Source organism: Roseovarius sp. CAU 1744 (assembly GCF_039839345.1).
Taxonomy (GTDB): domain Bacteria; phylum Pseudomonadota; class Alphaproteobacteria; order Rhodobacterales; family Rhodobacteraceae; genus Roseovarius.
Genome location: NZ_JBDOQV010000004.1, coordinates 141,966 through 154,099, shown reverse-complemented (window position 1 = coordinate 154,099; position 12,134 = coordinate 141,966). Strand labels below are relative to the sequence as shown.

The window sequence follows — 12,134 nt, the reverse complement described above, 5'->3', positions numbered from 1 at the left end:
CTCATGAAATACGCTCTTGCGCCACTCTTTCTTGCATCCCCCGCGCTGGCCCATGACGGCGCGCATGTTCACCCCCATGGCGGCGAAAGCTGGCTTTTGCTGCTCAGCCTCGCGCTTGGCGCTGCGGCGGTCGGTTTTGCGCTGGCGCGGCGCAAATGATCCCCGGCGAGATTTTTCCCGCCGAGGGCAGCCTGGAGCTGAACGCCGGACGCACGGCGATCACGCTCATCGTGGCCAATACAGGTGACAGGCCGGTGCAGGTGGGCAGCCACTATCACTTTGCCGAGGCGAACACGGCACTGGAATTCGACCGCCCCGCCGCGCGCGGTCTGCGGCTTGATATCGCTGCTGGAACAGCGGTCCGCTTCGAGCCGGGCCAGCGCCGCGAAGTGACCCTCATCCCCATCGCAGGAGATCGCAAGATCTTCGGATTCAACCAGCAAGTCATGGGGGCGCTCTGATGCCAGCCACGATAAACCGTGCCGATTACGCGGCGATGTTCGGCCCCACCACGGGCGACCGGCTGCGGCTGGCGGATACCGACCTGATCATCGAAGTGGAGCGCGACCTGACCGGCCCCTACGGAGAAGAGGTCAAGTTTGGCGGCGGCAAGGTCATCCGCGACGGGATGGGACAATCACAGGTAACGCGCGCCGAAGGTGCGGTTGACACGGTGATCACGAACGCGGTGATCGTCGATCATACGGGCGTCTACAAGGCCGATGTCGGCCTGAGGGACGGGCGCATCGCCAAGATCGGCAAGGCGGGCAATCCTGACACGCAACCGGATGTCGACATCATTATCGGCCCCGGCACCGAGGCGATCGCCGGCGAGGGCAGCATCCTTACCGCGGGGGGCTTTGATTCGCATATCCATTTCATCTGCCCGCAGCAGATCCAAGACGCGCTCCATTCGGGGCTTACCACAATGCTGGGCGGCGGCACTGGCCCGGCCCATGGCACGCTGGCCACGACCTGCACGCCCGGGCCATGGCACATCGGCCGCATGTTGCAGGCGGCGGACGCCTTTCCAATCAACCTTGCGTTCGCAGGCAAGGGCAATGCCTCGTTGCCCGCGGCGCTGGAAGAGCAGGTTCTGGCCGGCGCATGCAGCCTGAAACTGCACGAGGATTGGGGCACGACCCCCGCCGCGATCGACTGTTGCCTTTCGGTGGCCGATGCGATGGACGTTCAGGTGATGATCCATACCGACACGCTCAACGAAAGCGGCTTTGTCGAAAACACCGTCGCAGCGATGAAAGGGCGCACGATCCACGCGTTTCATACCGAAGGTGCGGGCGGCGGACATGCGCCCGACATCATCAGGATCTGCGGCGAAGAATTTGTGCTGCCATCTTCGACCAATCCGACGCGCCCGTTTACCGTGAACACCCTGGAAGAGCATCTCGACATGCTCATGGTCTGTCATCATCTCGACAAGTCGATTCCCGAGGACGTGGCCTTTGCCGAGAGCCGCATCCGGCGCGAGACGATTGCAGCCGAGGATATCCTGCATGACATGGGCGCCTTCAGCATCATCGCAAGCGACAGCCAGGCGATGGGCCGCGTGGGCGAGGTGCTGATCCGCACCTGGCAGACGGCCGACAAGATGAAAAAGCAGCGCGGCCGCCTGAGCGAAGAGGCCGGCGACAACGACAATTTCCGTGTTCGCCGCTATATCGCGAAATACACCATCAACCCGGCGATTGCCCATGGCGTGGCCCATGAGATCGGCAGTATCGAAGAGGGCAAGCGCGCCGACCTGGTGTTGTGGAAACCGGCATTCTTTGGCGTGAAGCCCGAAATGGTTCTGTTGGGCGGCACCATCGCCATGGCGCAGATGGGCGACCCGAACGCCTCGATCCCCACGCCGCAGCCGGTCTATTCGCGGCCCATGTTCGGCGCCTATGGCCGCTCGGTTGAACGCTCTGCCGTGACTTTCGTGTCGGCTGCGGCACAGGATGCGGGGCTGCGCGAAAATCTGGGGCTGGCGAAACAGACCGTGGCCGTGCGCAACACGCGCAGCATCGGCAAGAAAGACCTCCGGCTCAACGATGCCTGCCCGGCAATCGAGGTGCACCCGGAAACCTACGAGGTTCGCGCCGACGGCGAGCTTCTTACCTGCCAGCCCGCCGAGGTTCTGCCGATGGCGCAACGCTATTTCATGTTCTGAGGAGCCGCTGATGGATCTGCCCAAAGCCCATACCGTGCGTCATGGTCACGATGCCGACGACCATGTCACGCTGACCTACGATGACCGGTTCCTGCGCCGCAAGGTGCTTACGACCGGTGGCGGCCTTCGGTTTCTCGTCGATCTGGAACACACCACCAGCCTGAATGCGGGGGATGTGTTTGTGCTGGAAGACGGGCGGCTCATCGCCGTTATTCCCGCGGCTGAGCAGCTTCTGGAGGTCAGGGGAAACCTCACGCGTCTCGCCTGGCATATCGGCAACCGCCATATGCCTGCCCAGATCGATGACGGGCGCATCCTTATCCAGCGCGATCACGTGATCCGCGACATGCTGGCACGGCTTGGCGCGGAACTGCGCGATGTCGAGGAACCGTTCACGCCCGAGGGCGGCGCATATGGCCACGGGCGCACCCATTCGCATTCTCACGGGCATGAACATGGTGCCGCGCATGCCCACCCGCATTGAGCCATGACCGAACACGCCCATATCCTCACGCTTGCGCAATGGCTGTCGCCGGCCTATCCCGTCGGATCCTTTGCCTATTCGCACGGGCTTGAGGCCGCCGTGCAAGCCGGCTGGGTGCGCGATGGCAGGCAGCTTGGCAACTGGCTGGAGGATGTCCTTTCGCACGGGTCGGGCCGTAATGACGCCACGCTCATCGCCGCAGCATATAACGCGCCAGACCCCGAGGCGCTGCTTGGGGTCGAAGCCATTGCACGTGCCTTCGCCGCCTCGCGCGAGCGATTGCTGGAAACCGATCAGCAGGGGGCCGCCTTTTGCCGGGTAACGGCCGCCATCTGGGGGGCAGAGATCGACGGCCTGACCTATCCTGTGGCGCTGGGCCGTGCCGCGTATCTGGAAGGGCTGCCGCAGACCCTTACGGCCAAGATGTACCTCTCGGCGATGGTATCGAATCTCATCGCCGCGGGCCAGCGCCTGCTGCCCCTGGGCCAGACCGCGGCACAGGGTCTTCACCGTGCGCTCAGCCCGCTCTGCCTTCGCATTGCCGAGGAAACAAGCGGTGGCGCGGTCGATCAACTTGCAGCGAGCGCGTTTATTTCGGACATCGCGTCGATGAAACACGAAACCCAGTATTCAAGGATATTCCGCACATGAGCAGCCCCCATGGCCCGCTTCGCATCGGTATCGGCGGTCCCGTCGGTGCCGGGAAAACGACCCTGACCGCCGCATTGTCCGAAACCCTGTCCAGGGATCATTCGATCGGCGTTGTCACCAATGACATCTACACCAAGGAAGACGCCGAAGCTTTGATGCGTATGCAGATCCTGCCCTCGGACCGGATCATCGGTGTCGAGACCGGCGGCTGCCCCCATACCGCGATCCGCGAAGATGCGTCGATCAACCTCGCGGCGGTCGCGGAACTGACTGCGCGCCATCCCGGCCTTGAACTGGTGCTGATCGAAAGCGGCGGTGACAACCTGTCGGCCACCTTCAGCCCGGAACTGGCGGACCTGACGATCTATGTCATTGATGTCGCGGCGGGCGAGGACATCCCGCGCAAGGGTGGTCCGGCGATTACCCGCTCGGATATTCTGGTGATCAACAAGACCGACCTTGCTCCTCATGTCGGGGCTGACCTGTCTGTCATGGAACAAGATGCGGCGCGCATGCGGTCGGGCCTGCCAACGTTTTTCTGCACCCTAAACAAGCGCGAGGGTGTCGAGGGCGTGGTAGAGCAGATGCGCCGTGTCGCGGGCTTTTGACACGCACCGATCTGCCAGATACGAGATCGAGAGACCGCAGGCTGCCGCGCGGGGCGGCGACGGGTCGTTTTCCAAGGGTCGGGCCTGGGCAAGGTCAGGTTGCTGTCAATGGCCGTGGTCTGCGGTTTGCCAGGCTTGGCAAATATAGCAGCATCCGGAATTTCCGGCGCGGCGCGGGCATCTGCCGGGCGAACGGGCGTCTGGCATTACCGCCAGAACGCCATCCACTCGATCAGGTCAGCCAGTTTCCGGCTCAGGTAAAGTGTCGCCGACCAGTCGCCGAAATACCAATCCAGACCCAGGCCGATCAGAATGACAGCCCCCAAGGCGATGGCGATCTGGTTGGTCATCTGCTCCGGCCCAAAACGAAAAATCCCGCCCGGTATGCCGGACGGGACGAAATTGCGCAAGATTTCAAAGGTTAACCCAGCTTGCCCATCGCCACGGCCACATCGGCCATGCGAACGGAAAAGCCCCATTCATTGTCATACCACGCCAGCACCCGCACCAGGCGGTTGCCGATCACCTTGGTCTGCGCCGGTGCGAAGATCGAGCTTTCCTCGGTATGGTTGAAGTCAATTGAAACCTTGGGCTCCGGGTCATAACCAAGGACGCCCTTGAGCGGACCTGCGGCGGCTTCGGCCACCACGTCGTTGACGTCCGCCTCGGTCACGTCCCTGCCGGCGACGAAGGTCAGGTCCACCGCCGACACGTTGGGGGTGGGCACCCGGATGGCCGATCCGTCGAGCTTGCCCTTCAGCGCGGGCAGCACCTCGCCCAAAGCCTTGGCGGCGCCGGTCGAAGTAGGGATCATCGACATCGCGGCGGCGCGGGCGCGGTAGAGGTCCTTGTGGCGGCGGTCCAGTGTCGGCTGGTCGCCGGTATAGGCGTGGATCGTGGTCATGATGCCGCTCTCGATCCCGATACCCTCGTGCAGCACCTTGGCGACGGGCGCCAGGCAGTTGGTGGTGCACGACCCGTTCGAGATCATCTTCTCGCCGGCCTGCAGGTCACCATCGTTGACGCCGAAGACCACCGTGCGGTCCACGTTCTTACCGGGGGCCGACAGCAGCACCTTGCCGGCGCCGCGCTCCAGGTGTTTCTTGGCTTTCTCGCCGTCGTTGAATTTGCCGGTGCATTCCAGCACCACGTCGACGCCCGACCAATCGAGCTCGTCCATGTCGTAGGTCGAGAACATCTGCATCGGACCCTTGCCAAGATCCATCGTGCCATCGCCCAGCGTGATCTCGTTGGCAAAGCGGCCATGCACGCTGTCATATTTGATCAGATGTGCCGCGGTCTCCAGGGGGCCCGTGGCATTGACCTTGACGACCTCGATGTCGTCGCGGCTGCTTTGGGCGATATGGGCAAGGGTGCAGCGACCGATACGGCCAAAGCCGTTGATACCAACTTTGATGGTCATGGCGGGTTCCTCTGATGCGGTTTCTTGCCCGCGATATAGACCTGCCGTTGCGGGCCTGAAAGCCGAAAATCGCCTGAATTTCCAGTGTTAGCGATAAACAGGAGAACAAGTTTTCCTGTTATTGGCTGGTGGCGCTAACGGCCGGGGCAGTGGCGCCGACGGTAATTTGATGCTATGTTACCCGCCATAGTTGAAGTGGTCCGGCCACAACATGGCCGCGGACCTGATTGCTACTGAGTGTTTTGACATGAGAGCGCATGTTCTCTCGGTGATCCTGTGGATCAGCCTAATGGCGTTGAACTTGCCCGGCGTGGCGCTGGCGCAATACCAGGGGGGTGCGACGGGCCAGACCGGCCGCCCCGGTCAGACGCAAGAGCCGATCAACCCGCTGCTGCAAGGCATAATCGAGCATTTTGTCGATGAGGTGACGCGCCCGGGCGCGGCCGAACCCACCGAGCCGCGCGGCGGGGGGACTTCGCAGGATGATGTTCAGGCCGCCGACCGGCAGGGGCCGGTAATCCGGCCACGGCAGGAGGTGTTCTCAAGCGACCGTGGCAGCGCGCGCATCATTGCCGATATTACCGATGCCAGCGGGATCGCCCGCGCAGTCGCCGGGACCGAGGCCGGCCGGGTGGCGATGACCCGCGCCGGTGGACCGACCTACGTGGCGAACGTCCGGCTGGCCGCGCATTACCGGCCGGTACGGGTGACCATTCAGGCATGGGACGGGCGTGGCAATGCCTCCGCGATCATCCCCGTTGCAATCCGTCGCGTCCCGGTGTGTGGACGGGTTGATGATGTCACCGCGGATGCGGTGCGTGCGGTGCAGCGCAATTTGGCCGCACTGGGCCTTTACGGTGGCGGGATTGACGGGCTGGCGGGGCCCAATACCTGCCGGGCGGTCACCCAGGCCGGCATTACCGGGGCGTTCAGCTGGCCTGCCATTGCGCGGGCGCTGGACCGGCGGTTGGCAATTCGGCAGATCTCTCTCAGGGTGACGGTGCCCGACGAGGTGACGGCGGATCTGACTTCGGTGACGGTCAGCGTTATCGATCCGGGTAACACCGGCGAGGTCGCGTGGGTGCAGATGCGGGTGGATGGCGCACAGGCTCTCAGTCAGCGGGCGACGGGCGGCGGCCTGCTGTTCGGCGTCGAGACGCCCGAGGGTAGTACCCGGCAGGTATCGTTTGCCGCATTGCCGCGACAGGGCGCGACGCCTTTGGCAACAACGGCGATTACCCTGGAACGCCCCGAAGCGTTGCGCCTGTTCTTGACAGGCGAGGGCCTGACCGGAAACCTGATCGAAAGCGACGCGGCCGAAACCTCGGTAATGGCCAGTCTGGAAGGGGCGGGCAGGGGCCGCGTTTTCTACGACAACCCCGGCAACGGGCAGCGGGGCGTGGTCGAATTCTTCGGAACACCGGTCGAAATGCCGGTGGTCATGCCTGCGCCGGGGCAAGGGGGCGCGGTGGTTCTCTGGGCGCAAGAGGGGCGGCGCAGCACTGCCCGCCGCCGTATCGAATTGCGGCGCATCAGGCTGATCGCCCCCGACGTGCCGGTATTGACCTTGACGCTTTTCCCGGTGCCGGAACCGGATGCCGCGCCGGACCTGGTTCCGGGATCTGCCGGGCCACCCTATCGCGGCACGGGTCCCTTGCCGATCACGGTGTTGACCGCCGACGGCGTCCCGGGGCCCGTTCCCCCGCCACCGCCCGTGCCGCAGCGGGGCCGGCCCATATGGCAAGACCCCATGACCATCGCGGGCGTGGCCCTTATCGTCCTTCTGGGCCTGGTTGCCTGGCTTTTGCGCCGCGCCTTCCGGCGGCAGGACGCCAAGATGCCCTCCGTCCCGCCTTCGGTCCACGTCATCGCCCACCCGGATGCCACGCCGGTGATCGAGGTCACGGGCGGGGAATTGCCGGAACTGGTGCTGACGGTTGATGACGGCGTGGGTCCGGTGACGAAGATTGTGTTTGAAGCGGAACTGGAAAGGGTGAACCAATGACCCAGGAAACCATTGCGGAAACCATCGCCCCGGCGGAATTCAGTAATGTGGTTGACGCGGTCAAATCCGCGCTCAGGTCTGACGATGGCGGGGCGGGCCTGGCGGGGGTCAGCCTGGATGGCGACACCTTGCAGAAAAGCGTGGCAGACGCGGTGGAAAGCGCGCTGTCGATCTCGGTCCTGGATGCGCTGCTTGCGGGTTGGCAAGGTGTAAAGAGCATCGCCGCGCTGACCGGCCGGGAGGGGCCGGTGGACGGCAAGCCGCGCGTGGCGGCGCTGGCCAAGCACAAGCTGAAAGTGTCGCATACGCCCGAAATCCGGCTGAGCATCGGCCAGATGATGGATGTCCGCACCGTGCCATTGCCGGTCACGCTGGAGGTTGAAGCATCCGGCGTGGCGCTGACGGTAATTGACCGCAAGGTGACCAAGGTTTCGGCGGGTGCGCTGCAGCCGAAACTTACCGTGAAGGTCGGGAAGGTGAAGGTCGTCGAGACCAAGCTGCGCCAGATCGAGCTGTCGGGTGATCTGCTGGCGCGCGAGCTGGAGCCATCGGCCTAAAAGCCCGTTGAGTTGGATCAAGAGGCGTTCGGCGTTGACCGTGGTAAAGCCTGCTTACCTGAAAGTTTCGAGCCCTTCGCGGTCACCCGCTGAGTTGATGCCGGGACCGTTTTCTTCGAAGAAAACGGGGCGGAAAATTGTAATTTTCCGATACGGAATTTTCGAAAATTCCGTTTGCGTCAACACATCTTGGTTCGCAACCTCGCCATCTGTTCGAAGAAAGATTAGAAACCAGCCCGGCAACAATCGTCGCCGGGCCGCTTGAACGTGCGAACGCTCAGAGCAGTGATTTGACCTGTTCGGCGACCGCCTCGGCGGTGATGCCGAATTTCTCGAAGAGTGTCCCCGCCGGGGCGGATGCGCCGAAGCCCGACATGCCGACGAAACCCGCCTTGGCCTCGTGCCCGCGTTCGCCCAACAGCCAGCGATCCCATCCCTGGCGCACGGCGGCCTCGACGCCCACGCGCACCGGCCCGCCGGGCAGGACGCGCTTGCGATAGGCCTCGTCCTGTTCGGCAAAAAGCTCCATGCAGGGCATCGAAACGACGCGGGTGCCAATGCCCTCGGCCTGCAGGATGTCGCGGGCTTTCATGGCAATCTCGACCTCGGAGCCGGTGGCGATCAGGATCGCCTGGCGCTTGCCCTCGGCGTCGGCCAGCACATAGGCACCCTGGGCGGTGAGGTTCTTGTTCTTGTGCTCATGCCGCAGGGTCGCAAGGCCCTGGCGGGTGAGCGACAGGACCGACGGTGTTGATCTTGAGGTCAGCGCAAGTTCCCAGGCCTCGGCGGTTTCGACCGTGTCACAGGGGCGGAACACCATCGTGTTCGGCGTCGCCCGGCTGATCGCCAGATGTTCGACCGGTTGGTGGGTGGGGCCGTCTTCGCCCAGGCCGATGCTGTCATGGGTCATCACGAAAACTGTCGGCACCTTCATCAGCGCGGCCAGCCGCATCGCCGGCCGGGCATAATCGGTGAAGCACATGAACGTGCCGCCATAGGGCCGGATGCCGCCATGCAGCGCCATGCCGTTCATCGCCGCCGCCATGCCATGTTCGCGAATGCCCCAGTAGATGTAGCGGCCCTTGCGGTTGTCGGTGTCAAAGATACCCAGATCGCCGGTCTTGGTGTTGTTCGAGCCGGTCAGGTCGGCGGAACCACCGACGGTTTCCGGCATGATCGGGTTGACCACCTCCAGCACCATTTCGGATGACTTCCGGGTGGCAACCTTCGGTTTTTCCTCGGAGATCTGTTTCTTCAACGCCTTGATCCGGGCCGAAAGCTTGCTTGGTGCGTCGCCTGCGAAAACCCGGGTAAACTCCGCCTGCCGCCGGTCCGAGGCCGCATCGAAGCGCGCCTGCCAGTCAGCGTGATCCGCGGCACCGCGCCGGCCGATCTGCTCCCAGGCCGCCTTGATGTCGCCCGGTACCTCGAAGGGGCCGGTTGTCCAGCCATAGGCCTGCTTGGCCGCGATCATCTGCGCCTCGTCCGTCAGCGCACCGTGGCCCTTGGACGTATCCTGTGCGGCGTGGCCAAGCGCGATATGGGTCTTGCAGGCGATCATTGTCGGTTTCTTGGTCTTCTTGGCGGCGGTGATCGCGGCGTCGATCTCATCGGGGTCGTGGCCGTCGATCTCGATCACCTGCCAGCCCGCCGCGCGGAAACGCTTGACCTGATCGGTCTTGTCCGAGAGCGAGACCTTGCCGTCGATGGTGATGTCGTTGTTGTCCCAGAACACGATCAGCTTGCCCAGGCTGTGCCGTCCGGCCAGGCCGATCGCCTCGTGGCTGACGCCTTCCATCAGGCAGCCATCCCCGGCGATGACATAGGTATGGTGATCGACCAGCTTGCGTCCGTAACGGGCGCGCAGGATTTCTTCGGCCATGGCAAAGCCCACGGCGTTCGAGATGCCCTGGCCCAGCGGGCCGGTGGTGGTCTCGATCCCGTCATGCAGGAAGTTTTCCGGGTGGCCCGCCGTCCGGGCGCCCCATTGGCGGAAATTCTTGATCTGGTCCAGCTCCATGCCGTCATAGCCGGTCAGGTGCAGCAGCGAATACAGCAGCATCGAGCCGTGGCCCGCCGACAGGATGAACCGGTCGCGATCCGGCCAGTTGGGGGCCGAGGCATCGAATTTCAGGTGTTTCTCGAACAGTACCGTGGCGACATCGGCCATGCCCATCGGCATCCCCGAATGGCCGGAATTGGCGGCGTGGACGGCATCAAGCGTCAGCGCGCGGATGGCGGCGGCTTTGGACCAGTGATCGGGATTGGCTTGGCGCAGGGCAGCGATGTCCACGGGGCGTCTTCCTTTGGCAGTGGCAACAGATGCGGGCTGCATATCAGCCCCGGCCCAAAGATCAACCCGGCCAGAAGAACAACACGTTTCAGGGGCGCATTTTGTCCGGTCATTGGGTACACTCCGGCAGTGGCAGGCGACGGCGCGATTCGCGCCGGTTGCGAAAATGAACGTTGAGGGGGTTGAGGCATGAGCCAGATAGACGAGCTGGAACGCAGGATAACCGCGGCACTGGACCGGATCGGTCAGGGGCTGGACGGCTGGTCGCCCGGCGGTGGCGCGGATGCGACCGAGCTCGAGTCGCTGCGCAAGGCGCTTGAGGACGAGAAACTGGCCTGCGCACAGCTGGAGGAGCGCCTCAAGGTCGTGTCGCAGAAACAGAAACAGCAGGCCGAAGCCGGCGACCGGCAGGCCGAGACGATGCGCAAACTGGACAGCGAGTTGCAATCGCTGCGCAAGGCCAACCAGCAACTGCGCGAGAACAACAAGGCCCTGCGCGAAGCCAACGAAGCCGGTGTGGCCGAACCGCACCTGCTCAACAAATCCATGCTGGCCGAGCTGGAAGGGCTGCGCGCGGCGCGATCGGCAGACCGGGCCGAGACCGACGCCGTGATGGCAGATCTCGCACGGCTGATTGCCGGTGCCCAACCCGCGGATGCCGACCAGGAGGAGGATGCCTGATGCCCGAGGTGACGATTGAAATCGGTGGCAGGAATTTTGACGTGGCCTGCCAGGAGGGCGAAGAGCACTACCTGCATGCGGCGGCGAAGATGCTGGACGAGGAGGCGTCGGTTCTGGCCGCGCAGATCGGGCGCATTCCCGAGGCCCGGATGCTGCTGATGGCCGGGCTGATGCTGGCTGACAAGACGGCCGGCATCCAGGACAAGCTGCGCGAGGCCGAGGACCGGATGGCCGAGAAAGAGGCCGAACTGGAACAGTTTCGGAGCGCACCGCGCCCCGAGGCCGAACGGGTCGAGGTGCCGGTGGTGCCGAACCATGTGACCGATACGCTGGCAGAAATAGCCGCCCGGGCCGAGGCGCTGGCGGAAACGGTTGACGGCAAGGTCGCGGGCTAACCCGCGCCCGAGCGGCGGGCGAAAGCTTTGCGAATGGCGGCCTCGATGCTGTGCAGGGCAGGGGTGTCCTGACCGGATGTGCGCAGGACCAGGTTGGATTTCGGCATGTCGGGAAACCCCTCCCCGGGCCCCAGGACCATGATCTTGTCACCGATGACGTTGCTGCCCATCAGTGCCACGGCAATACCGGCCTCGACCGCTGCGGCGACGCCCTGGACGCTCTGGCTGGAATAGATGATGCGATAGGGGCGCCGCATCGCCTCCAGCGCGTCCAGTGCGGCGTCGCGCCACCAGCATGCGCGGTCGAACAGCGCCACCGGAAGTTCGGGCCGTGCCAGCAGGTCGTGGTTGCGCGAGCTCACCCAATAGGTCTGGTCCTGCCAGAGAACATCGGACGGGTCGTCGGGTGTTTCGGTCTCATATACCGCCAGGTCAAGCGTGCCGTTCTCCATCATCGTCGGGAACCGCGCGCTGAGGTCGCAGACCACCTCCAGCTCGACCGAGGGATGTGATTGCGAGAACGCTGCGATGATCTGTGCAAGGATGCCGTGGCTGTGGTCGTCCGGAAACCCAAGGCGCAGCCGCCCCGTCAGCCCGTCCGCCGTCAGCGTGCGCAGCGTGGTATCCAGCGCCGTCGTGATCTGGCGTGCCGTGGGCAGCAACCGTTCGCCCAGCGGTGTCAGGCTGACCCCGCGCCCGTGGCGCAGGAAGACCGGCTGGCCTAGGGTTTCCTCCAGCCGCTTGATCTGCAGGCTGGCGGCTGATTGCGTGCGCAGAATTTGCGCCGCCCCAAGGGTAACGCTGCCGGTCTCGGCGACCGCAAGAAAGGTCCGCAACAGGTCGCTATCGAGTCTATCCATTCGA

14 protein-coding genes are annotated in these 12,134 nt (G+C 64.1%); 10 read left to right on the top strand and 4 right to left on the bottom strand.

What is annotated here, in order from left to right; genetic code table 11:
- Positions 1-3: 3 nt before the first annotated feature.
- From AAFO92_RS09445 to ureG, 6 genes are read left to right on the top strand one after another with little or no spacing between them, the layout of a single operon-like run.
- Positions 4-159 carry a hypothetical protein gene (locus tag AAFO92_RS09445; protein WP_347534484.1) on the top strand — a complete coding sequence of 52 codons (156 nt, stop codon included), beginning with the start codon at positions 4-6 and terminating at the stop codon, positions 157-159.
- Positions 156-461, top strand: a complete 306-nt coding sequence (locus tag AAFO92_RS09440) for an urease subunit beta (protein ID WP_347534483.1) — start codon at positions 156-158, stop codon at positions 459-461. The genes AAFO92_RS09445 and AAFO92_RS09440 overlap by 4 nt, the downstream gene beginning before the upstream one ends.
- Positions 461-2,173 (top strand): urease subunit alpha, encoded by a 1,713-nt coding sequence (gene ureC, locus AAFO92_RS09435; RefSeq protein WP_347534482.1) that lies wholly within the window; start codon positions 461-463, stop codon positions 2,171-2,173. The genes AAFO92_RS09440 and ureC overlap by 1 nt, the downstream gene beginning before the upstream one ends.
- Before the next feature lie 10 nt (positions 2,174-2,183).
- A complete protein-coding gene (locus AAFO92_RS09430) occupies positions 2,184-2,657 on the top strand; it encodes an urease accessory protein UreE (protein ID WP_347534481.1) in 474 nt (157 codons plus the stop codon).
- Between the two features lie 3 nt (positions 2,658-2,660).
- On the top strand, positions 2,661-3,308 hold the full coding sequence (locus AAFO92_RS09425; RefSeq protein ID WP_347534480.1) for an urease accessory UreF family protein: 648 nt from the start codon (positions 2,661-2,663) through the stop codon (positions 3,306-3,308).
- Positions 3,305-3,916, top strand: coding sequence for an urease accessory protein UreG (ureG, locus tag AAFO92_RS09420; protein ID WP_347534479.1), 612 nt, complete (start codon positions 3,305-3,307; stop codon positions 3,914-3,916). The genes AAFO92_RS09425 and ureG overlap by 4 nt, the downstream gene beginning before the upstream one ends.
- 206 nt (positions 3,917-4,122) lie before the next feature.
- Here ureG and AAFO92_RS09415 read toward each other — a convergent pair whose 3' ends face one another.
- Together AAFO92_RS09415 and gap are read right to left on the bottom strand one after the other, a co-directional pair.
- On the bottom strand, positions 4,123-4,266 hold the full coding sequence (locus AAFO92_RS09415; RefSeq protein ID WP_347534478.1) for a hypothetical protein: 144 nt from the start codon (positions 4,264-4,266) through the stop codon (positions 4,123-4,125).
- 71 nt (positions 4,267-4,337) lie between these two features.
- Complete coding sequence (gene gap, locus AAFO92_RS09410; RefSeq protein WP_347534477.1) at positions 4,338-5,339, bottom strand: type I glyceraldehyde-3-phosphate dehydrogenase; 1,002 nt, start codon at positions 5,337-5,339, stop codon at positions 4,338-4,340.
- Positions 5,340-5,586: 247 nt separating this feature from the next.
- Here gap and AAFO92_RS09405 point away from each other — a divergent pair, with 247 nt between their 5' ends.
- Together AAFO92_RS09405 and AAFO92_RS09400 are read left to right on the top strand one after the other, a co-directional pair.
- Positions 5,587-7,344: a peptidoglycan-binding domain-containing protein gene (locus tag AAFO92_RS09405; RefSeq protein WP_347534476.1), complete on the top strand. Its 1,758-nt coding sequence runs from the start codon at positions 5,587-5,589 to the stop codon at positions 7,342-7,344.
- The gene (locus tag AAFO92_RS09400; RefSeq protein WP_347534475.1) at positions 7,341-7,901 is read left to right on the top strand and encodes a hypothetical protein; all 561 of its coding nucleotides are present in this window, start codon (positions 7,341-7,343) and stop codon (positions 7,899-7,901) included. The genes AAFO92_RS09405 and AAFO92_RS09400 overlap by 4 nt, the downstream gene beginning before the upstream one ends.
- A 277-nt stretch (positions 7,902-8,178) precedes the next feature.
- Here the strand turns inward: AAFO92_RS09400 and tkt are convergent, their stop codons facing one another.
- Positions 8,179-10,194 (bottom strand): transketolase, encoded by a 2,016-nt coding sequence (tkt, locus tag AAFO92_RS09395; protein ID WP_347534474.1) that lies wholly within the window; start codon positions 10,192-10,194, stop codon positions 8,179-8,181.
- Positions 10,195-10,383: 189 nt separating this feature from the next.
- Here tkt and AAFO92_RS09390 point away from each other — a divergent pair, with 189 nt between their 5' ends.
- Both AAFO92_RS09390 and AAFO92_RS09385 read left to right on the top strand, forming a co-directional pair.
- A complete protein-coding gene (locus tag AAFO92_RS09390; protein ID WP_347534473.1) occupies positions 10,384-10,875 on the top strand; it encodes a hypothetical protein in 492 nt (163 codons plus the stop codon).
- Positions 10,875-11,270 (top strand): cell division protein ZapA, encoded by a 396-nt coding sequence (locus AAFO92_RS09385; protein ID WP_347534472.1) that lies wholly within the window; start codon positions 10,875-10,877, stop codon positions 11,268-11,270. Before AAFO92_RS09390 ends, AAFO92_RS09385 begins: the two co-directional genes overlap by 1 nt.
- Here the strand turns inward: AAFO92_RS09385 and AAFO92_RS09380 are convergent.
- Positions 11,267-12,130: a LysR substrate-binding domain-containing protein gene (locus AAFO92_RS09380; protein ID WP_347534471.1), complete on the bottom strand. Its 864-nt coding sequence runs from the start codon at positions 12,128-12,130 to the stop codon at positions 11,267-11,269. The two genes, AAFO92_RS09385 and AAFO92_RS09380, sit on opposite strands and share 4 nt — an antisense overlap.
- Positions 12,131-12,134: the final 4 nt, after the last annotated feature.

Excerpts from the sequence above, each read along its gene's own strand:
- AAFO92_RS09445 (WP_347534484.1), top strand. The coding sequence starts at position 4 with ATGAAATACGCTCTTGCGCCACTCTTTCTTGCATCCCCCGCGCTGGCC.
- AAFO92_RS09440 (WP_347534483.1), top strand. The coding sequence starts at position 156 with ATGATCCCCGGCGAGATTTTTCCCGCCGAGGGCAGCCTGGAGCTGAAC.
- ureC (WP_347534482.1), top strand. The coding sequence starts at position 461 with ATGCCAGCCACGATAAACCGTGCCGATTACGCGGCGATGTTCGGCCCC.
- AAFO92_RS09430 (WP_347534481.1), top strand. The coding sequence starts at position 2,184 with ATGGATCTGCCCAAAGCCCATACCGTGCGTCATGGTCACGATGCCGAC.
- AAFO92_RS09425 (WP_347534480.1), top strand. The coding sequence starts at position 2,661 with ATGACCGAACACGCCCATATCCTCACGCTTGCGCAATGGCTGTCGCCG.
- ureG (WP_347534479.1), top strand. The coding sequence starts at position 3,305 with ATGAGCAGCCCCCATGGCCCGCTTCGCATCGGTATCGGCGGTCCCGTC.
- AAFO92_RS09415 (WP_347534478.1), bottom strand. The coding sequence starts at position 4,266 with ATGACCAACCAGATCGCCATCGCCTTGGGGGCTGTCATTCTGATCGGC.
- gap (WP_347534477.1), bottom strand. The coding sequence starts at position 5,339 with ATGACCATCAAAGTTGGTATCAACGGCTTTGGCCGTATCGGTCGCTGC.
- AAFO92_RS09405 (WP_347534476.1), top strand. The coding sequence starts at position 5,587 with ATGAGAGCGCATGTTCTCTCGGTGATCCTGTGGATCAGCCTAATGGCG.
- AAFO92_RS09400 (WP_347534475.1), top strand. The coding sequence starts at position 7,341 with ATGACCCAGGAAACCATTGCGGAAACCATCGCCCCGGCGGAATTCAGT.
- AAFO92_RS09390 (WP_347534473.1), top strand. The coding sequence starts at position 10,384 with ATGAGCCAGATAGACGAGCTGGAACGCAGGATAACCGCGGCACTGGAC.
- AAFO92_RS09385 (WP_347534472.1), top strand. The coding sequence starts at position 10,875 with ATGCCCGAGGTGACGATTGAAATCGGTGGCAGGAATTTTGACGTGGCC.
- AAFO92_RS09380 (WP_347534471.1), bottom strand. The coding sequence starts at position 12,130 with ATGGATAGACTCGATAGCGACCTGTTGCGGACCTTTCTTGCGGTCGCC.